We start from the raw sequence: 22,045 nt of genomic DNA on the forward strand, positions 1-22,045 counted from the left end.
GACGCTAGTACCAACATGAACGATATTCATGCAAAAGCAGCACGTGCTCCAAAAGCGCACAGGTTTGTTATGATCCCGGCCCTTCGTCATGGTCTTTTCGAGTAGTCCCAATGTCCGATCGCAGCGTCCGCCTTCAAGCTCTCAAGCAAGCCCTCAAAGAGCGCATCCTGATTCTCGACGGCGGCATGGGCACGATGATCCAGAGCTACAAGCTCGAAGAACAGGATTATCGCGGCAAACGCTTCGCTGACTGGCCGAGTGACGTCAAGGGCAACAACGACCTGCTGGTGATTACCCGTCCGGACGTGATCGGCGGCATCGAAAAGGCCTATCTGGATGCCGGCGCCGACATTCTGGAAACCAACACCTTCAACGCCACGCGCATTTCCATGGCCGACTACGGCATGGAAGAGCTGGCGTACGAATTAAACGTAGAAGGCGCGCGACTGGCGCGCAAGGTGGCCGACGCCAAGACCGCCGAAAACCCGGACAAGCCACGTTTCGTCGCCGGCGTGCTCGGCCCGACCAGCCGTACCTGCTCGCTGTCGCCAGACGTGAACAACCCCGGCTACCGCAACGTCACCTTCGACGAACTGGTGGAAAACTACACCGAGGCCACCAAGGGCCTGATCGAAGGTGGCGTCGATCTGATCCTGATCGAAACCATTTTCGACACACTCAACGCCAAAGCCGCGATCTTCGCCGTGCAAGGCGTGTTCGAAGAGCTGCACATCGAACTTCCGATCATGATTTCCGGGACCATCACCGATGCGTCCGGTCGCACCCTCTCGGGCCAGACCACCGAAGCGTTCTGGAACTCCGTGGCCCACGCTAAGCCAATTTCGGTCGGCCTCAACTGCGCCCTCGGCGCCAGTGAGCTGCGTCCATACCTGGAAGAGCTGTCGAACAAGGCCAGCACTCACGTTTCCGCGCACCCGAACGCCGGTTTGCCGAACGAGTTCGGCGAGTACGACGAGTTGCCGGTGGACACCGCCAAAGTCATCGAAGAATTCGCCCAGAGCGGCTTCCTCAATATCGTCGGCGGTTGCTGCGGCACCACCCCGGGCCACATCGAAGCCATCGCCAAGGCCGTGGCCGGTTACGCACCGCGGCAGATTCCGGACATTCCCAAGGCTTGCCGCCTGTCCGGTCTGGAACCGTTCACCATCGATCGCAGCTCGTTGTTCGTCAACGTCGGCGAGCGCACCAACATCACCGGTTCCGCCAAGTTCGCCCGTCTGATCCGTGAAGACAACTACACCGAAGCCCTGGAAGTCGCCCTGCAGCAGGTCGAGGCCGGCGCGCAGGTGATCGACATCAACATGGACGAAGGCATGCTCGATTCGAAGAAGGCCATGGTGACCTTCCTCAATCTGATCGCCGGTGAACCGGACATCTCGCGCGTGCCGATCATGATCGACTCCTCGAAATGGGAAGTGATCGAAGCCGGTCTGAAGTGCATTCAGGGCAAGGGCATCGTCAACTCGATCAGCATGAAAGAAGGCGTCGAGCAGTTCATCCATCACGCCAAGCTGTGCAAACGCTACGGCGCTGCGGTGGTGGTGATGGCGTTCGACGAAGCCGGCCAGGCCGACACCGAAGCGCGCAAGAAAGAAATCTGCAAACGCTCCTACGACATTCTGGTCAACGAAGTCGGCTTCCCGCCGGAAGACATCATCTTCGATCCGAACATCTTCGCCGTGGCCACCGGCATCGAAGAACACAACAACTACGCGGTGGACTTCATCAACGCCTGTGCCTATATCCGCGACGAGCTGCCGTATGCGCTGAGTTCCGGCGGCGTGTCCAACGTGTCGTTCTCGTTCCGTGGCAACAACCCGGTGCGTGAAGCGATTCACTCGGTGTTCCTGCTGTACGCGATCCGCGCCGGCCTGACCATGGGTATCGTCAACGCCGGTCAGCTGGAAATCTACGACCAGATCCCGCAGGAGCTGCGCGATGCCGTCGAAGACGTGATCCTCAACCGCACGCCGGAAGGCACCGACGCCCTCCTCGCCATCGCTGACAAGTACAAGGGCGACGGCAGCGTCAAGGAAGCCGAGACCGAAGAGTGGCGCAGCTGGGACGTCAACAAGCGTCTGGAGCATGCGCTGGTCAAGGGCATTACCACCCACATCGTCGAAGACACCGAGGAATCGCGCCAGTCGTTCGCGCGCCCGATCGAAGTCATCGAAGGCCCGCTGATGTCCGGCATGAACATCGTCGGCGACCTGTTCGGCGCCGGCAAAATGTTCCTGCCGCAGGTGGTGAAATCCGCCCGCGTGATGAAGCAAGCCGTGGCGCATCTGATCCCGTTCATCGAACTGGAAAAAGGCGACAAGCCGGAAGCCAAAGGCAAGATCCTGATGGCCACAGTAAAAGGCGACGTACACGACATCGGCAAGAACATCGTCGGCGTGGTGCTGGGTTGCAACGGCTACGACATCGTCGACCTCGGCGTGATGGTCCCGGCGGAGAAAATCCTCCAGGTCGCCAAGGAAGAAAAGTGCGACATCATCGGCCTGTCAGGGCTGATCACTCCATCGCTGGACGAGATGGTCCACGTTGCCCGCGAAATGCAGCGTCAGGATTTCCATCTGCCACTGATGATCGGTGGCGCGACCACGTCCAAGGCGCACACCGCCGTGAAGATCGAGCCGAAGTACAGCAACGACGCGGTGGTATACGTCACCGACGCCTCGCGTGCGGTCGGTGTCGCGACGCAGTTGCTGTCCAAGGAACTCAAGGCCGGTTTCGTCGAGAAGACCCGTCTGGAATACGTCGATGTGCGTGAGCGCACCGCCAACCGCAGCGCCCGTACCGAGCGCCTGAGCTACGCGGCGGCGATCGCCAAGAAGCCGCAGTTCGACTGGGCGAACTACACGCCGGTCAAGCCGACCTTCACCGGCACTCGCGTGCTGGACAACATCGACCTCAACGTTCTGGCCGAGTACATCGACTGGACGCCGTTCTTCATCTCCTGGGATCTGGCCGGCAAATTCCCGCGCATCCTCGAAGACGAAGTGGTCGGTGAAGCCGCCACCGCGCTGTACAAGGACGCGCGCGAGATGCTCACCAAGCTGATCGACGAGAAGCTGATCAGCGCCCGTGCGGTGTTCGGTTTCTGGCCGGCCAATCAGGTGCATGACGACGACATCGAACTGTACGGCGATGACGGCAAGCCGATGGCGCGCCTGCATCACCTGCGTCAGCAGATCATCAAGACCGACGGCAAGCCGAACTTCTCGCTGGCCGACTTCGTCGCGCCGAAGGACAGCGAAGTGACTGACTACGTCGGTGGTTTCATCACCACCGCCGGCATCGGCGCCGAAGAAGTCGCCAAGGCCTATCAGGACGCTGGCGACGACTACAACTCGATCATGGTCAAGGCACTGGCCGACCGTCTGGCCGAGGCCTGCGCCGAATGGCTGCACCAGCAAGTGCGCAAAGAGCACTGGGGTTACGCCAAGGATGAGGCGCTGGACAACGACGCGCTGATCAAAGAGCAGTATTCCGGTATCCGTCCGGCACCGGGTTATCCGGCCTGCCCGGATCACACCGAGAAAGCCACGCTGTTCACCCTGCTCGATCCTGAAGCCAGCGAAATGCGCGCGGGCCGCAGCGGCGTGTTCCTCACTGAACACTACGCGATGTTCCCGGCAGCGGCGGTCAGCGGCTGGTACTTCGCTCACCCGCAAGCGCAATACTTCGCAGTCGGCAAGGTCGACAAGGATCAGGTGCAGAGCTACACCTCGCGCAAAGGTCAGGAACTGAGCGTGACCGAGCGCTGGCTGGCGCCGAACCTCGGTTACGACGAATAAGCGCAACGCTCAGTCCCCGAACCTCCCGGGGACTGACCGTTCAGCGGGTTTTACCCGCCTGACATTTGCCCGGACGTACCGGGCATTTGTGCGTTGCCGGCAGACAAACCGATCCGTTCGATCTCCTGTCGCGACAATTCGATGAGCCTGGCATTTCGCGCGGCCGCCTGGTCGAACAACCTGCTCAGATACAGCGGATCGTCAGCACTCAGACCTTCCTCCTCACCCTCCTCCATCAACTGCAGTTCATCCATTTGCCTGAACGCTTCGGGCTGCTGCTCCTTGAGATAGTCCAGCCAGTAATCGCGCTGGATCAGGTCCTCCAGAAATCTCTCGGAGCGTTCCGCGCTGACCACCTCGGCCCGCGCATTGACCAACTGCTGCGGGGTGACACCGGAGGCAAATTTCATGTTTTTCGGCTGCCCGGGCAATTCCAGTCCATCGTCCCAGCCCCCGGTCAGACCGATCCGATAACCGAGGCGGACTTCGGCTTCGTCGAAACCACTGCGCGCCGCCGCCGCTTTTGCCAGCTCATCGACCTTGTCCAGCCGGAACAGCTGCCGCGACAGCGACAACAAGGCCTCGCCACGGATGCCCGGGCGGCCGGCCGGTAAATCGAGCAAGGCGTTGTAAGTGAAGACCTTGCCCTCCAGACCACTGAACGTAAGGATGCGCCCGTCCACGCAAGTCCCGTGTGTGGCCGAACCGGCGAAAATCACCTCGCGCAGCTCACTGTTGGCCGCCGCCGCTTCCATGACCATCCACACCCGTCGGGTCAGATCGGCGTTGGCCACGCGAAACTCCTGGGTGTCCTGCAATCGATCAAGCAAATGGAAGAATGCCGCGCTATCCGGTTCGGCAGCGAGTTGATCCCAGAGCCTGTCGCGTGCCAACGCCTGCTCCGCCGGCAGATTCGCCAGCCACGGCGCTTTCTGTTGCGCATGGGCCTGTTCGCCCGGAAGGGTTTCGTCGGACTCGATGCTGTCGGTGGTTTCACTCAGCCCGCCGGCAACGTCGTCAGCCATTTCCTCCAGATCGGAACTGGAAAAACCGAGCACTCGCGGGCGGTTACCCGCAGCCTGATAGGTTCTGAGCCTTTCGAGGGATTCCTCCGAGAGGTTGTAGTTGTCAGTCAGGTCGGTGCCGTCCATCAGCTCATCGTGCTCACCGTCCAGCGCCTGTTCGGGAATGGCGGTGATGTCGTTGCGACTGAGGTTGAGTGTCCGCAGGTACTGCGCATCCAGCGTCCCGGCTGGCCATTCGGTGAGGTTGTTGTTGCGCAGATCCAGACTTTGCAAATGCTCGAAGTAACTGACGTCGAACGCATCGAGATGGTTGTAGCCCAGGTCCAGTGCCTGCAGATGCTGCAGACCGGACAGCGCGGCGTACAGCGGCTCGGTGTCAGTGAAGTTGTTGCTGGCAAGCTCGAGTCGCTCAAGCTGCGGCATTTGCCGGACGGCATCAGGCAGCGCGGTGAGCTCATTGCCATTGAGGGTCAGACTGCGCAGGCGGGTGAAAGCCTTGAGAAAGCCGTTGCTGCCCTCGGCCGTCACTCGTGTGCCTGTCAGGTTCAAACTGCCGACATGCCCAAAGTCCTCAGGCAGCGGCGGCAGATCGCCCAATTGCAGGCCGTTGAGATCCAGAACCGCATCGCCCCCGGCAACCGATAACCGTGCGCGCCAGCAGGTGAGGATGCGCCACGCCGCCAGGCTGCGTGATTGCGAGGAGATAACCCAATCGACGCCACGGGTTTCCCGGGTATACAGCCAGCCATTGAGTTGGCGAACGAGGGTTTCAAAGGTCTGACTCCAACCGGTGATCCGCTCGCTGATCTGCACTTCGGTCGCACCCTCATTGCGCAGCGCCTCGATCATTTGCGTGGCTTGTTCATCGCTAAGGGCCGGCTGCACTCGCTGCAGGTCCTGGCGCATCCGTGTCAGCCCGGTACTGACCGGTGCCTGCGTCAGCGGCAGCAACTGGCGGGCCACTGATACACCGTTCTCTGCCGGCGGAAAGGTCGCCGGCACCGGCTGCCGGGCAAACGCATCCAGTGCGCCGGCAGGCAGGCCGAGGGTGTCTTCGAGCCGCCGTTGGGCCAGACGCAGTTCAGCCGACGCTGCTGCGCTCAGCGGCGTACCGGTCAGGTTGGTATTGAGCAGTGCGGTGCTCTCGAGCACGGCAGGCGGCAGCGTGCTGATACGGGTGTCGCGCAGATCCAGCCACGCCAGTTGCGGCAGACCTTCGGCCCCTGTCGGCCACTGTTGCAGGTGCGTTGCCTGCAGATCGAGGGCCTTCAAGCGCTGCAGGCTGCCAACGTTCATCTCGCTCAGCGGATTGTTCCGCAGATTCAACTGTTCGAGCGCAGGCAATTCACTCAATCCGCGCTCCAGGCGTGCAGCGTCGGTCAACAGGTTGTCGGCGAGGTCCAGGTGCACCAGACGTGAAAGGCTTTGCGACTCGATCGGCCATTCGTGCAAGGCATTGTCACTCAGATCAAGGGTTCGTACTTCGCTGAACGCACTGAGGAAACCGCGCATCTGCACGGCTGCAACGCGCTGGCCGTTGAGCAGCAGCGTGCGTACATGCGCAAATGCGTCAGCGGGTAACGCCGGCAGTTCGCTGAGCATCAGCCCCGACAAGTCCAGGGTCGAAGCACTGATGGTCGCGCCGTAGCGTTTGAACATGCCCTTGCGCCAACTGGTTTTGAGGACATGCGCCAGGTTTGATCGCGCGACGAGTTCGCGCAGCGACTCTTCCGACACCACCACGCGCTGCTGCCACTGATTGAGCTGGCTATCCAGCGCAGCATATTGATCGCTCAAGGCATTGATCGCGGTGAAACGCTGCTGCTCGTCCGGCCATTGCTCGAAGAAACGATTGAACACCCCCTCGGGTGATTGATTCACGCCCTCGCCCAGGCGCCGCAACTCGCCGCGACAATAATCCCTGACCATCGTCTCTCGATCGATCAGGTGTTCTGGATGGGTCTTGACGTATTCGTACACGCCCGTGAAGTTTTCCCGGGAGAATCTTGACCAGTCCAGCGACAGCCCCGACCAGAGTTTTCCATGCCCCTGCAACAGTGTTGCCGGCACGGTGCTGATTCCGGTGTCCCTGAGGTTCAGACGCTCCAGGGCCGGCAACTCCAGCGCACCCGCAGGCCAGTCGAACAATGAATAGGCGACGATTTCCAGTGTGCGCAGATTACGCATGCCGCTGACGTCGAAAGCCAGCGGCTGATAGCTCGCGGTGCTGACACTCAAAGCTTCCAGCCGGGTCAATTGAGCCAGGCGTGCCGGCATATCGGCGGCATAGGGCATTGCGCTGTAAAGCGTCAGGTCAGTGAATTCCGGCAGGTTCTGCAACACCACCGGCACGTTAGTGAACGCTTCTGCGGTGGCGTTGATGCGCAGCGACTTGAGCCTGGGGAAACTGCCCAACAGTTCATCGACGTTGGCATCGGTGATGCAGCGCCCCCTGACTCGCAGATCGCGCACATGCGAGAAGTCCGCCGTCAGCACCGGCAACGGGTCATCGCAGGTCAAATCGAGGCGTGCGGCACTCGCGCGGCTATCGGCCAGCGGCGAATTGCGCCAGCTCTGCTTGAGGCTGCGCACCACGCTCGATCGGCCGCCGATCATCGACTCCAGCGTCGGCTCCGGGGCCGGCACACCTTCCCATTGCGCCAGCGTCGATTCGAGCTCCTGCCATTCACGCAGGCGCCTTTGCAACAGTTCGTAGATCTGTGCGTCAGTCCGCCCAGCGGCCAATTGTTTGAGGATGAACCCGCCCGCCTGCTGATCCGTGAGCGCCGGATACACATCCTGCACACGCGTCACCAGCAACGGATTGACGCCTTCGCCACGACCGCTGGCGTAATAACCCAGCCCGTGCTGGCGTACCCGCACCGGCGCCTTGAAGCGTTGCTTGTGGCCATGGCGTCTGCTCGCCAGTCGAGCCAGTTCGGCACGGTGTCGGGCCACATACCGGATCAGTGCCCGACGCAGTCCGGCGCTACGCGCAACCTGGGTAAAACCCAGGGCCTGTCGCGACTGGTCGGGCAAGGCATGGAGGATTGAGGCAAAAAAGTTGTCGCCGTGACGCGGAATGCTGTTCAGCTCTTCGCCGCGCTCGTTGTACGCCTGATAGACCGGCCCGCGCTTGACCAGATACTTGGTTTGGCCGGCACTTTCGCTGCCAATACTGTCAATCAACGGCCCGTCGAGGCTGCCTTCGCGCACCTCGAGACGCACCTCGTCCGACCAGCCCGGCAGTCGTTCCAGGGCGCGCAAGGCCAGCCATTGGCTTTCGCTGCCGCCGGAATTCTCCATGTGCAGGCCGGCGACCGCGTGGTTGAAGCGGCGCTGCCGGGCATACTCACGGGAGACCTCCAAAAGGCGCAACGGCACCCGCTTGCCGCTTTGCAGGCGCGCCAGCTCCTCGGCGTTCGCCTCCAGCAGCACGCGGATTGCCGCCGAACTGCCCAACCCCGGTGTCGCGGCTTGCAGCCTGGCGATTCGCCGGTCGTTCAACGCGGGCTCGTCATAGAGCCTGTCGAACATCGCCGGTTGCCGGGTGCGCAGGTAATCGGCGATCTGTTTGCGCAGTTCCAGCGGCCGGGATGCGACCACACGCGCCGGCTCGGCGCCCAGCAGCCAACGTGTTTGCGGCTCATCCAGCGCGGCCAGAATACGCTCAGGCAATTGGCCGTCGAGCACTTCGGCGCGGGTCACCTGGATCGGTGTATGCGTCTGGCCCTCGATCAAGCCTGATTCTGCGCCGAACAGCCGGCTGGGGCCGGACAGCTGCGCTCCGTCGAAGACTTCCAGAATCAACCCGCTCGGCCAGCGCGGCATTTGCGTGAGCATTGGCAGCGTCAGCAGATACGAATCATCCAGGGGGGTTCCTCGTTCGACCTGATCGATCAGCCGCCCGACCTGCTGCTCCGCCTCATACAGGCGCAAAGTGTCGGCCAGGGCCAGTGGCGCTGGCTGATGATCGAGGTGCATCTGACGCAGCGCCTCATCACTGACACCACTGACATTGGCGATTTCGAGCAGTTGCGCATCCGAAAACGCCTCAGTCGAGTGACCGATACGCCGCAGCAGGGTCAGTCGATCCCAGCTCAGCGGTCGCTCCAGGCTGTGGCGCCAGGCCCCCAGTCGATTGTGCTCAAGGATCGGTTGATACGCCGCAGGATCATGCGGGTGGCGGATGCGCCAGCTATTCAAGGCCTCGTCGTAGTGCGTCTGGTAGACCTTGCCTTGCTGGCGAATGAAGGTCTTGCCGTCGAATCGATACACGCCCTGCGCATCAGGCACGGCACTCGCCGGCAGGACACTGTCGCTGACATAAGCATCAAGATCAGGCTTCCACAGGCGGACCGAGCCATCAGGTCGCTCGACCGGCTGCAAGTGCTCGATCACCGGCTCGGCGGAGACCGTCTGGAGTCGGCCTGCGCCCTTGCCGACCGCGCCCATCACGCCAATCAGCGCCAGGTTCTGCGCCACATCGACCAGATGCGCCTTGGCAGCCTTGCGATCACCTTCCGACCATTCGATAGCGCCTTCGAATGACTCATAGAGCAGTTGCCCAGCCATCACGGTCATCATGATTTCGCCCAGTACCGGGACAAACATCGACACCAGGTTCAACGCCATCATGCCGAGCTCGAGCAGATGACTGAGTTTTTCTGCGCGTACCCGGGCGTCGACGTCTGCTGTGGGGACGGCGTGGGCCTTCGCATCGGCGATAAATTTGGCCTGGTGCTGCTCATAGAGGTACTGCCACAGATCGGTGTTGTCGGCCCAGATTCCGGCCACGCCTTTGCGCGTGGTCGGCAACGGGTCGAGATACGGGTCAGGCTGCGGCTCGCGCTTGCCGGGGGCTTCGGGTGGCAGCTCCTTGATCCGCGCGATGGTCGACAGTGGCGGTATCAGCTGTGCGACCTTGACCCAGATCGAATGCAGCGGGTCACTCGGGGAGTCCGCTGCCTTTTGAGTGAACTGACTGAAATAGTAAGGACGATCGGCATAAGCCACGAACTGACTGAAAAACTGCTGGTAAGCGGTGGGGCCTGGCGCGGGAGTCGTAGGATCAGTCGCGGTGAACTTGCGTTTGAACACCTCGCGCATCTGCGCCATGGTGTAACGCTTGAGCGGGTGTTGCGGGTCATGGGGAATGTAGACAATGAACTCGTTGGTGTAGCGGTAGCGCTCGCTGATGCTGAACACCACGCAACCGGTCATCCGCCGCTTCATCAGGCTCAGGTCGCGAAACCACACGGCCTTGCCGCCGAGCTGCGGATGGATCTGGCCGTCCACCACCGACAGAATCATCCGGTAGTCGGCGGGCTCGATGTCCTGTTTCAGCAGCGCCCATTCAGCGGCGGCACGCAATGCGGTTTTCTGGCTGGCAATGAAGTGCCGGCGCAAGGTGTCGGTTTTCTCGAAAAACGCTTTGATCCTTGCCTGATAACGGGCACCGACGTCCAGCGAACGACACAGCGTCAGAAACTGCCCGACCGTTATGCCGATGTCTACTGCCTGAAATTCGCCCGGAGTCGCCGTCTCGACCACGAAACCGGATCTGGCGTGATAGGCACCCGCTTCACATTCCTGAGCCTCGAAGTTGTGCAATGCCGCTTGCAGCAAGGGCAGCTTCAACACTTCGAACGTGGAAACTTCAACTTCCAGCACCCCGAGTTCGAGGGGCCGTCTGAGACACAGCAAGGTCTTGCCGAGATCGACCGTGACGTTGAACTGATCCTTGAGTGCCTTGCCAAGCAGCGCCTGGGCAAATGCATCGATGCTTTCAAGGCCGGCCATGGTCTTGTCGAGCCGGGTCTGGGCGACAAAGGCCGCCGTGACACGGTCTTTCAAGGCTTGTTGCTGATCATTCGAGAAATGGTGATAGCCGTGCGCTGGCCGGGTACTCACCGCTTTCAGCGCGGCCTGCCGTGCGGGCGAGGCGGCAATCAGCCAATCGGGGATCATCTGCTCCAGCAGTTTGCCGTGAAGGCTGGCGCTGACCGGCGCGCGGGGCAATGTCGGGGGATGAGTGGACATCCTGTCTCTCCTGAAAAATGGGAAGACAGGACACCATGTCCGCCGCGGTAATCTGCGGTACATAGTTATCGTATTGGCGTGAACGTGTTACCGGACAAGTCTGGAACCCGCGTGCGACCACGGCACAACCCGCTGGATTGACTATGCTGTCGGGACAGCCTTTCGGACGGGGGATTTATGGACGATCCAGTCGACAACAAGCCACCGAGCTTCTGGCAGATGCTGCACAGCGTGATGGCTGCGGCATTCGGCGTGCAAAGCGGGAAGAACCGGGCAAGGGACTTCACCCATGGCAAGCCCAGCCATTTCGTGATCCTGGGGATCGGCTTCACCGCCGTGTTCGCTTTGACGCTGTTTGTCATCGTCAAGCTGGTGCTGCATTTCGCCGGGGTCTGACAGGGTTCAGTGCATCAGGATCTGCAGGCTGAACGGGTAGCGATAGGACGCGGGACGCTCCTTGGCCGACAACTTACGAAAACTCACGCCGTAATCCGGCGACGCGCCCATGGCCAGCATTTGCTGTGCCTGATGCTTGTCGATCAGTTGCAGCAGCGACAATTGCCGGTCACGTCCGCCATAACGATCCAGATCGACGCCCTGATCGAAATCGTGCAACTCCACCAGCGCCCAACCGCCGAGGGTGAAGTGACCGCCCACCAGCGCGCTCAAGCGCCCGTCGACCACCGCCTGCAACGCCTCGGGCGAGGTGTTGACTGCGCTGAACAGCGCATCTTTGCCGGGGACTTTGCCGGCTTCGGCAAACGCATGCATGGCGCCGAAGGCCATTTCATCATTGGCTGCCCACACCAGCGACACCTTCGGATAACGGCTGACCAGTTGCCGCGCCTGTTCGTAGGCACGTTGCCGGGTCCAGCCGCCGTGCACCAGTTGCCGCAGTCGAACCTGCGGATGCTCGGCCAGAGCGCGTTGCATGCCCTGCTCGCGCAATTGCGCTGACGGGGTGATCTTCAGGCCGGAAAACGCCAGGACTTCGATCTGTTCGCCCCGCGCCACCGGCGGATGCAGGCGAATCAGCTCCTTCATCATCAGGTAGCCGCCCTCCTCGTCATTCGGCACCAGGCTGCCGATGCGATCGGCACGCTCGCCGATCATCGCCTGCTGATCGGGGGTGAGCACCGCGTTGACCATGAACAGCTTGACCCCGCTGCCCTCCGCCATACGCAGGATCTGCGGCGCCACGTACTGCTCGTTGACGAATACCAGATAGTCGGGACGATTCGGTCCCTGCAGGGCAACTCTGGCCTGGGCCAGGGTGAATTCCGGCTGGCGCTGGGAATAGAGAATCTGCAAATCGACGCCCAGGTCGCGGGCGGCCGCCTGCATGAATTGCGAATAGCTGACCCAGAAGGCTTCCTGAGTTGACCCAGGATTGAGGAACAGCACCGACTCGGCCCGGGCCGCAGAGCCGAAAACCGCACCGAACAGCAGAAGGCTGAGGTGGAAAAACTTCAACATGAATGATCCGGGCCCAAGGAAAAATGGCCGCGCATTATAGCCCCCTAATCAGCGGCTATTGACGCCTGATCCCGTTTTTTGTCCGACAATCGTCGGAAGCGGACCCGGATCGGTCGTTTACTGATGACTGACCCAGAATACCGCCGTCCCTACTACCAGAATAATCAGGAACAGAATGGCCCATGCATCGACACTGCTATCGCTTTTTCTTGCCTTGGTCGGATTGCTCATTGCATCGCCTCTTGTCGGTTTTATCGGTGATTGCAGAAAGACTCGATCACAGTTAAGACGATGATTGTCCCCGCGACAAATGTGGGTTAATCAACAACTATTCTCGTTAGGCGATTTGGTTCTTTACATATACTCAAACATCACTTTTGCGCATAACTGCAAACGGGTATATTGCCCCGGCTCCGTTAGGGAGTGCGCGGCCGTGCGCGCGTAATTGCCGAGGCACCATCGGACTCCAGCAAGCGAAAACGCAGCGTTTTCCGAGTAGCCCAAAGCCTGAGAACAGGACTTATATGTACGTATACGACGAGTACGATCAGCGGATCATCGAGGACCGCGTCAAGCAGTTCCGTGATCAGACCCGACGCTATCTGGCAGGCGAGCTGAGCGAAGAAGAATTCCGCCCCCTGCGCCTGCAAAATGGCCTCTACATCCAGCGTTTTGCGCCGATGTTGCGCGTGGCGGTGCCTTACGGCCAACTGACTTCCCGTCAGGTGCGCATGATGGCCAAGATTGCCCGTGACTACGACAAGGGCTACGCCCACATCAGTACCCGGCAGAACGTGCAGTTCAACTGGCCGGCGGTGGAAGACATCCCGGACATCCTCGCGGAACTGGCCACCGTGCAGATGCACGCGATCCAGACCAGCGGCAACTGCCTGCGCAACGTCACCACCGACCAGTTCGCCGGTGTCGCCGCCGATGAACTGATCGACCCACGCCCATGGTGCGAAATCGTCCGTCAGTGGACTACATTCCACCCGGAATTCGCCTACCTGCCGCGCAAGTTCAAGATCGCCGTCAACGGTTCGACCGCTGACCGTGCGGCCATCGAAGTCCACGACATCGGCCTGGAGCCGGTCCACAACGCCGCCGGCGAGCTGGGCTTCCGTGTGCTGGTCGGCGGTGGCCTGGGCCGTACCCCGGTGGTCGGCGCCTTCATCAACGAATTCCTGCCATGGCAGGACCTGTTGAGCTACCTCGACGCCATCCTGCGGGTGTACAACCGTTATGGCCGTCGCGACAACAAATACAAGGCGCGGATCAAGATCCTCGTCAAGGCGCTGACCCCTGAAGTGTTCGCGCAGAAAGTCGATGCCGAGATGGAACACCTGCGCGGTGGCCAGACCACACTGACCGAAGCCGAACTGCATCGCGTCGCCAAACACTTCGTTGATCCGGACTACAAGGCGCTGGAGAACCAGACTGCCGCCCTGGCCGAACTCGACAAAGAGCATCCGGGTTTCGCCCGCTGGCGTTCGCGCAACACCCTGGCGCACAAGAAGCCGGGTTATGTGGCCGTGACCCTGTCGCTGAAACCGACCGGCGTTGCGCCGGGCGACATCACCGACAAGCAGCTCGACGCCGTCGCCGATCTGGCCGAGCGCTACAGTTTCGGTCAACTGCGCACGTCCCACGAGCAGAACATCATTCTGGCCGACGTCGAGCAGAGCCAGTTGTTTACCCTGTGGGGCGAACTGCGTGAAAGCGGTTTCGCCACGCCAAACATTGGCCTGCTGACCGACATCATCTGCTGCCCGGGCGGTGATTTCTGCTCGCTGGCCAACGCCAAGTCGATCCCGATCGCCGAATCGATCCAGCGCCGTTTCGACGACCTGGACTACCTGTTCGACATCGGTGAGCTGGACCTGAACATCTCCGGTTGCATGAACGCCTGTGGTCACCACCACGTCGGCCACATCGGCATCCTTGGGGTGGACAAGAAAGGTGAAGAGTTCTACCAGGTGTCCCTCGGTGGCAGCGCCAGCCGTGACGCCAGCCTGGGCAAGATCCTCGGCCCGTCCTTCGCCCAGGACGACATGCCGGACGTGATCTCGAAGCTGATCGACGTGTACGTTGAACAACGTACCGAAGACGAGCGCTTCATCGACACCTACCAGCGTATTGGCATCGACCTCTTCAAGGAACGCGTCTATGCAGCGAATCATTAAGAACAACGAGGTGGTCGACGAAACCTGGCACTTGCTGCCCAAGGACGCGACCCTCGACGGTATCTCCAACTGCGACGACCTGATCGTGCCGCTGGCCCTGTGGCGCGATCATGCTCACGCGCTCAAGGCCCGCGACGGCGGGCTGGGTGTGTGGCTGGACGCCGACGAAGAAGCCGAGGAAATCGGTGACGACGTGGATCAGTTTCAGGTGATTGCCCTGAACTTCCCGGCCTTCACCGATGGCCGCAACTACTCCAACGCCCGCCTGCTGCGCGACCGGTACGGTTTCAAAGGTGAACTGCGGGCGATTGGCGATGTGCTGCGCGACCAGCTGTTCTACATGCACCGTTGCGGTTTCGATGCGTTCGCCCTGCGCGCCGACAAGGACCCGTACGATGCGCTGGAAAGCCTGAAAGACTTCTCGGTGACCTACCAGGCCGCCACTGACGAACCGCTGCCGCTGTTCCGTCGCCGCTGATCGAATACGCCTTGAGCACCTGCTCAAGGCGTACTCCCCTCCTCTTCTGTATCCGAACTGGCCAGCTCATTGGCCGGATGGCGCACCAGTGCCTGATCGCTGAGCTGGCGAATCAGCACCTGACGTTCATTTCTGAAATTGTCGTGAATCGCGTTCATCTGCACCGCTGCCTGGTCGCGCGTCAGCTCCGCCTGCTCCTCCAGGCGCGCCAATGCCTGCGAGGTTCGAACATAGACAAGGGCGAAAGCGTCGGGATGCGCCGATTCGAGAAATTCGACCCAGAATCGCTGGCCGATACACCAGTCGGGAAACGCCGAAGAGCCTTCGATACGCATGACGGCCTGATAAGCCTGATCCAGTTCTACCTGCGATACCTCGACATTCAACGGGCTGCTCATCGCCCTTGGCTGCCCAGGCAAATTCAGGCGCTCCGCCAGCCCCACCCGATAGGCCAGACTGAATTCGAGCGCATGCTCGTAGACACTCGGTTGAGCGCGGGTGTTGATCTCTGCCAAGGTCTGCTCTTCCAGCGTTTGCAGGCGAAACAAGCCTCTGAGCAAATGCGTCAGTTGCCGCTCCAGCGGCGCGCCATCGATCCCGGCCGCGACCGTGGCTCGGTAACACAGAACCTGGACTTCCATCTCACTGAACACCGCGGAATAACCATCGACACTGGTGGCGACGCGCGCCGTGCGGAACAATTCGCTGCGCAACCGCGTGTCTTCAGCGGCCGCCTCGACCACATTCCACACACGCTGGCTGAAATACGGGTACAACCGGGTGTAATCGGCCGTGTGGATCAACTGTGAAAGCACATTGAAGAAATCCCGCGAGCCGGGCGCTGCCCTTACCGCCTCCCAGGTAACGCTACGCGGTATCGCTTCGACGGCAGGCCTGCCGGTCAGCCAGTGCGCACTCTGGCCTTCATACGACACGCTGGGTAGCGGCTGGTGTTGATAGACCCGGGCCATTACACCGAAACTGACGCTGTTTGCCCGTTGATACGCCGCAATCTGTCGCAAGGCGTCAGGCGACAAGGGGTTACCCATCAGGCGAACGGCGCGGCTGACCATCAGCGGAGCACTGAGAACCGCCTCCGGTACCGTGCTTATCTGGTTATCACGCAGATCGATCAGTTGCGGTCGTTTCAAACCGGTGGTTCCCTCGGGCCAATGATCGATTGCGCAACCGCGCAAGCGCAGTATTTCCAGATCCGGCAGCGAGCTGACATCCGGGGCATGCGCAAGGTCTGCATTGAAGTCCAGACTCAGCACCCGCAGCTTTTTCAATCGCGCCAGTGACGGCTCCGATGCAGAAGATAGACGAATATGGTTCTCGCTCAGATCCAGATGCGTCAGCCAGGGCATGCGCTCCAATGCCATCGGTAACTGGGTCAATTGGTTCCCCCGCAGGGAAAGGCTGCGCAAATTTCTGAAATGACGCAAAAACGCCGTCAGTCCCTGCGGCGTAATGCCGTCCATGACCAGATGCGTGACATGGCTGAAGTCCCCGACCAGCAGTGGCAACTCTCCCAAAGGCTCCGGGGCGAAGCTCAAGGTGTCGGGTGGCGCGTCGCCCGAGGCCCCTGGCTCTCTGCGCCAGCAGCGGATGATCGCGCGCATGGCACGGGCCTTCGCTGACTGTGGAACGTCAACCAATGAGCCATCGATCCCCTTGTACTGCGTTTGCCGCGTCACCCAACGACTCAGGACTTCGCGAATACCGAGAAACTCCAGCCGCAGCAATTCCAGTTTCATCAGCACCAGGATCTCATTGCGGCCCAAGACGTTGAGTAGCGCATGGATCTGTGCAGGGGAATGGGCCGGGTAGAGTTCCTGAATACGGCGCACCATCACTGAAACGCTCACACCTGAGTTCGCCCAGGGCCCTGTCGGGGGCCGGTCAGCCAGGGCCATCGGCGAATAGTCGCCGGGACGTTCGCCCATGGTTCTGGCAAACGTTGTTCGCCGTTTCATGGCAAGTTCGGTGATTTTCTCCCGTAGCCCGTTCGCCCCGGCCTCGATCGACAGGCCCAACAGAACCTTGCGTTGCGCCGACAACCCATGCCAGAGGGCCTGAAAATAATGCTCGCGGGTGCGCCCGGAAAATGACTTCAGCGCAGCATCATTACCCTGCTGAACGCTGATGCGATCCGCCAACACATTGATGACCACCCGCTCACTGGATGAGCTTGACGCCGTCGTCGCAACACTGTCATGGCTGCCCGACCACTCCTGTATCTCGATCGCTGAAACCCCTGACCAGCCCGGCAAATGCTCAAGGGCATCGAGCACCAGACGATTGGTACTGTGGCCACCGCCACTATCCAGGTACAGGCCTTCATAGGCTCGACACACAGCAATTGCCTGTTGATAGCGGCGTACCTCCTGCGCCAGCCGCAATGGTACGCGGGCAGCATCCAGCTCCTGCGCTTCGCCATCCAGGGCACTGCCCGCCAACTCTTCGGCAACACTGGCAGGCAGATCGGCAAAGGTCTTCATCAGAAACGCCACCCGACCATTGCTCGGCGCTTCGTGGCGTCGATAGATTCGCTGGAACAACGGCTGCCGGCGACCTTGTGCCTGCTGGCCGATCATTTGCACCAGCTTGCGCGTCTGAACCGCCGAATCCTGGCTCGTCAAGCCGAGCAAGTTCTTGCGCCGCTGGCTGCCGAGTGCAGCCAGCAGAGAACGGTACAGTTTCCCCCGCTGCACATCCTGCTGAGTTATCTTCAGGATCGTGGTGGCGTGGGTTGCGCCATAACGATTGATTGGCGTGCCCACTGCATCGACGACACTGATGGCGCAGTCTGCCGGCCAACTGGCCGATGTCGTCAGCAAGTGCAATTGCAGGTCAGCATCCGCCATGGGGGCCGACAACGGGATCTGCAGTTGCTCGATAAACTCCGTCACCGCTGCATCGGCGCGAAATCTCCACACCGTGTCGAGCAGCAAGGCCGGCGGATGACCGCGATCTACATGGATCTGACGCAACACGCTGTCTTCGATACCGCAGACAGCCAGAGCCTGCAGCGCACTGGCATCCGACAGCTCCTCGCGGGGATGGCCGAAGCGGCGCAGCAGTTTCAATCGATCCCAGTCCTGAACCAGCTCGCTGTCATGACGCCAGGCACCCCGATCGTTGGTTTCGAGCAGCGGTGCATAGCGGCTCGCCGATTCCGGCGGCGCCTGCACTTCCCACAGCCCGGTCTGAGGCTCGGGGCGCACTGCATAGTGCAGGTCATCGAGCGTCAGGTACGCCTGGCCATCGACCCAACGCAAGCCGCGGCCATCGCGACGCACTCCGGCAGGCAAGGCCCGACGCTGTTGATACACGTGCAGGTCAGGCTTCCAAAGGCGAGGCTGCCCTGAAGCCAGTTTGACCATGCGCAAGCGCTCGATAAAAGCCGATGACCTGACGACTTTGAACGCTGTGCCTACCGCCCTGGTACTCGCAGCGAAAGCCGCCATCAGAATCAGGTTTTCGACGACATCGAAAAAGTAATCCGTCGCCTGCTCCTGCTCGCCTCTGGACCAACTGGCAATCCCTTCATAGACCTGTGAGAGCAACTGCACCGCGGTCACCGCCAACAGAGCCTCTCCGACTACAGGTATGAACGATACAGCGACCAACAGCAGGTCGACCCCGATTGCCTTATAGGTGTCCAGTCGGGCCAGCCGGGTTTTCTCGTCTTCATCGTCCGTTGGCACCACTACGAGCCGAGCGTCTGCCATGGTCTGTTCGGCGTGCTGGCGATACATCAGGGTGAACGGGTCGCCCGCAAAATCGATGCCGGACAACGTCGCGTAGAACGAGGCACGAGGCAGTATTGAATGACTGTGCGGATACAAACGCCCATCGAGTTCGGTCACCCACGCTGCGCGCTCACTGATCTTGATGAAGCGCATGAAGAATTGGCGAAACGCTGCGCCTTTCAACCGCTGGCTCAACTGTTTCTCGAAATCGCTGAAGGATGAATACTCCTTGAGCGGGTGCAACGGATCACCTGGCAGGTAAACAACGCAACGGTAGTCGTTGTCGGCGTGCTCACTCACCGGGCCGATAAACAGCACACCGTTAAGTGTGACACCAAGCATCCGCAAGGCCTGATAACCCAAGGTGTTGTTGCCCAGTTTGATCGTGTCCCGGTTATCCTTGACTGCCTGCAACATCTCATGCACTTCGACACTGATGTGTTTCTTCAGCAATGCGACGTGCCGATCCACCTCGAAGCGACACCGCAAGTTCGCAGTAAACTTGCTGCGCAACGGATTGGCCTCGGCATCCACATTGAAGACCGCACGAAGATGAGTCTGATATTGCTGGCCCAAGTCCAGGGTTCGACACAACAGCGCAAATTCATGGGGCTGGATCGATAATATATGCGCTTCTCGACCGGTTACTTTCTCGGGAATATAGATCAAGGAGGTATCGTTATAATTTGTGGCCTGAGTCTCGCTGAGTTCGAAGTTTTCGCAGGCGGCCGTGAGCAGATCCCGATCGACTGGCAACACCAGTTTCCTGCGCAAGCCCAAAAGACTGGAGGTGGAGCGCACGTGCTGAAAAATCACCCCGACGATATCCAGCGAGTGGCCGAGCTTTTGCGACATGGCGCTGGTCAGTAACGGGGCGCAAAACGCTTCGGGCGACTTGAGCGTCTTCAGAAACGGGTCCATTTCACTCTGGGCGCGATGGCTGGCCATCATGCTTTGATAAAGTTTCTGACGCAGTTCATCCGATGCCGACAGCAGCCAGCCGGGAGCATTGTTCTTGATTAACTCAAAGAACATGCCTTTTTGTTCGGGTGTTAATACAGGCGCGACAGCCTGTACAGGTAAGGAAGACATACTGAATATCTCGAAAACTGAAAGTAGCGACAGCTTATCGAGCAGGCTTTTTTATAAAAGCGCGAATTGCCGATGAAAAACTTCAAGTTCGAATCAACTATTCAAACTCAAACTATACATATATACCGCCACCATAAAAAAACCCCTTCCACCGTTACGGTGAAAGGGGTTTTTCTTTGGCCTTTTCTTACCAGAAGCGTTGCTGGGTCAAGCGGCTCCACCAGCTCAGCAGCACGCGATCCACTGAACCGCTGGCAGCCATGCCGATGCGTTCCTGCAGGCTTTTGCGCTCGGCGTAATGCAGGTGATAAACCTCGGCTTTCTTCGCCCGGTCTGCCAGGTATTCATCGCTGGTCTTGAGTTCGTCGACCAGTTGTTTGTCCAGCGCTGCAACACCAAGCCAGACCTCACCGGTGGCCACTTCGTCGATGGCCAGTTGCGGGCGATAACGGGAAACGAAGTTCTTGAACAGCTGATGGGTGATGTCCAGGTCTTCCTGGAACTTCTCCCGGCCCTTTTCGGTGTTTTCGCCGAACACGGTCAGGGTGCGCTTGTACTCACCGGCGGTCAGCACTTCAAAATCGATGTCGTGCTTTTTCAGCAGACGGTTGACGTTGGGCAACTGCGCCACCACACCAATCGAGCCGAGAATCGCGAACGGCGCGCTGATGATCTTCTCGCCAATGCACGCCATCATGTAACCGCCGCTGGCCGCGACCTTGTCGATACACACGGTCAACGGCACGCCGGCTTCGCGAATACGTGCCAGTTGCGAAGACGCCAGGCCGTAGCTGTGCACCATGCCGCCGCCGCTTTCCAGACGCAGTACCACTTCGTCCTTTGGCGTGGCGAGGGTCAGCAGTGCGGTGATTTCGTGACGCAGGCTCTCGGTGGCCGAGGCCTTGATGTCACCGTCGAAATCGAGCACGAACACCCGGGATTTGCTCTCGGGTTTGTTCTTCTGCTTCTTCTCGGATTTTTCCGATTTGGCCTGGCCCTTGCGCAGGGCCTTGAGCTGATCCTTGTCGAGCAGGGTCTGCTCCAGACGTTCACGCAAGCCTTTATAGAAATCGTTGAGCTTGCTGACCTGCAGTTGCCCCGCCGACTTGCGCCGGCCCTTGCTGCGCAATGCAGCAAAACTGGCGAGCACCACCAGGATGGCGACCACCAGCGTTACGGTCTTGGCCAGGAAGCTGGCGTATTCGGTGAAAAACTCCACAGAGACTCCTTAAAACAATGCGCGGATGCAAAACACGCGCGGGATGGTTCCAGCATACCCATGCGCCGCCTCGTCGGCCAGCCGTGAAACCTCTGGCAACAGGCCTGTAACGAGCATTTCAAACAAGCGTATGTTTTTTCATTGACAGCACTCCGTCATCCTCATAACCTCGCCAAACCTTCAACGTACCGGGATGACGCGGACGTGGGCAGCATCTATCTGATTCGACATGGCCAGGCCTCCTTTGGTGCAGACGATTATGACGTCCTGTCGCCCATCGGTGTGCGCCAGGCAGAAGTCCTCGGACAGCACCTCGCCGAGCTGGGAATCCGCTTTGATCGCTGCCTGGCCGGCGACCTGCGTCGTCAGCAACACACGGCCAGCAGTGCGCTGGAGCAATTCAGCGCCAAGGGCCTGTCGGTACCGACGCTGGAGACCGACTCCGCGTTCAACGAGTTCGATGCCGACGCGATCATCCGCGCCCTGATCCCGGCCATGCTCGAGGACGAGCCGGAAGCCATCGACATCCTGCGCAACGCGGCGCAGAACCGCGCCGAATTCCAGCGTATCTTCGCCCTGGTCATCGAGCGCTGGCTGGCAGGCACCTACGACACCCCCGGGCTGGAAAGCTGGCTGGGTTTCGTCGAGCGGGTACAGGCCGGACTGCACCGGATCCTCGAACAGGCCGACGGCAACCAGAAAATCGCCGTGTTCACCTCCGGCGGCACCATCACCGCCCTGCTCCACCTGATTACCCAAATGCCTGCCCGGCAGGCCTTTGAACTGAATTGGCAAATCGTCAACACCTCGCTCAACCAGCTGAAGTTCCGCGGTCGCGAGGTGGCTTTGGCCTCCTTCAACAGTCACGCACACCTGCAACTGCTGAAGGCTCCGGAACTCATCACTTTCCGCTGAGTCCGGATAATTGTGACCCTTGCTGTAATCAACCAGCGC

9 protein-coding genes are annotated in these 22,045 nt (G+C 60.3%); 5 read left to right on the forward strand and 4 right to left on the reverse strand.

The window, feature by feature from the left end; translation table 11 throughout:
- The first annotated feature begins 110 nt into the window (after nucleotides 1-110).
- Nucleotides 111-3,821, forward strand: coding sequence for a methionine synthase (metH, locus tag VLA07_RS19050; RefSeq protein WP_330206068.1), 3,711 nt, complete (start codon nucleotides 111-113; stop codon nucleotides 3,819-3,821).
- Nucleotides 3,822-3,871: 50 nt separating this feature from the next.
- Here metH and VLA07_RS19055 read toward each other — a convergent pair whose 3' ends face one another.
- On the reverse strand, nucleotides 3,872-10,888 hold the full coding sequence (locus VLA07_RS19055; RefSeq protein ID WP_333990506.1) for an NEL-type E3 ubiquitin ligase domain-containing protein: 7,017 nt from the start codon (nucleotides 10,886-10,888) through the stop codon (nucleotides 3,872-3,874).
- Nucleotides 10,889-11,065: 177 nt separating this feature from the next.
- Between VLA07_RS19055 and VLA07_RS19060 the strand changes: the two genes are divergently transcribed.
- Complete coding sequence (locus VLA07_RS19060) at nucleotides 11,066-11,284, forward strand: DUF2970 domain-containing protein (protein ID WP_007967863.1); 219 nt, start codon at nucleotides 11,066-11,068, stop codon at nucleotides 11,282-11,284.
- Between the two features lie 6 nt (nucleotides 11,285-11,290).
- Here the strand turns inward: VLA07_RS19060 and VLA07_RS19065 are convergent, their stop codons facing one another.
- On the reverse strand, nucleotides 11,291-12,364 hold the full coding sequence (locus tag VLA07_RS19065; RefSeq protein ID WP_333990510.1) for an ABC transporter substrate-binding protein: 1,074 nt from the start codon (nucleotides 12,362-12,364) through the stop codon (nucleotides 11,291-11,293).
- Between the two features lie 524 nt (nucleotides 12,365-12,888).
- Between VLA07_RS19065 and VLA07_RS19070 the strand changes: the two genes are divergently transcribed.
- Together VLA07_RS19070 and VLA07_RS19075 are read left to right on the forward strand one after the other, a co-directional pair.
- Entirely contained in the window at nucleotides 12,889-14,547 is a 1,659-nt protein-coding gene (locus VLA07_RS19070; protein ID WP_166495906.1) for a nitrite/sulfite reductase, read from the forward strand.
- The gene (locus VLA07_RS19075; protein WP_333990513.1) at nucleotides 14,531-15,025 is read left to right on the forward strand and encodes a DUF934 domain-containing protein; all 495 of its coding nucleotides are present in this window, start codon (nucleotides 14,531-14,533) and stop codon (nucleotides 15,023-15,025) included. Before VLA07_RS19070 ends, VLA07_RS19075 begins: the two co-directional genes overlap by 17 nt.
- A 23-nt stretch (nucleotides 15,026-15,048) precedes the next feature.
- Here VLA07_RS19075 and VLA07_RS19080 read toward each other — a convergent pair whose 3' ends face one another.
- Both VLA07_RS19080 and sohB read right to left on the reverse strand, forming a co-directional pair.
- Nucleotides 15,049-19,872 carry an NEL-type E3 ubiquitin ligase domain-containing protein gene (locus VLA07_RS19080; protein ID WP_333990515.1) on the reverse strand — a complete coding sequence of 1,608 codons (4,824 nt, stop codon included), beginning with the start codon at nucleotides 19,870-19,872 and terminating at the stop codon, nucleotides 15,049-15,051.
- Between the two features lie 187 nt (nucleotides 19,873-20,059).
- Nucleotides 20,060-21,091: a protease SohB gene (gene sohB, locus VLA07_RS19085; protein WP_027613703.1), complete on the reverse strand. Its 1,032-nt coding sequence runs from the start codon at nucleotides 21,089-21,091 to the stop codon at nucleotides 20,060-20,062.
- A 204-nt stretch (nucleotides 21,092-21,295) separates the two neighbouring features.
- Between sohB and VLA07_RS19090 the strand changes: the two genes are divergently transcribed.
- A complete protein-coding gene (locus tag VLA07_RS19090; RefSeq protein WP_027613702.1) occupies nucleotides 21,296-22,006 on the forward strand; it encodes a histidine phosphatase family protein in 711 nt (236 codons plus the stop codon).
- Nucleotides 22,007-22,045: the final 39 nt, after the last annotated feature.

It is taken from the genome of Pseudomonas sp. S3(2024) (assembly GCF_036861315.1).
Lineage (GTDB): Bacteria > Pseudomonadota > Gammaproteobacteria > Pseudomonadales > Pseudomonadaceae > Aquipseudomonas > Aquipseudomonas putida_A.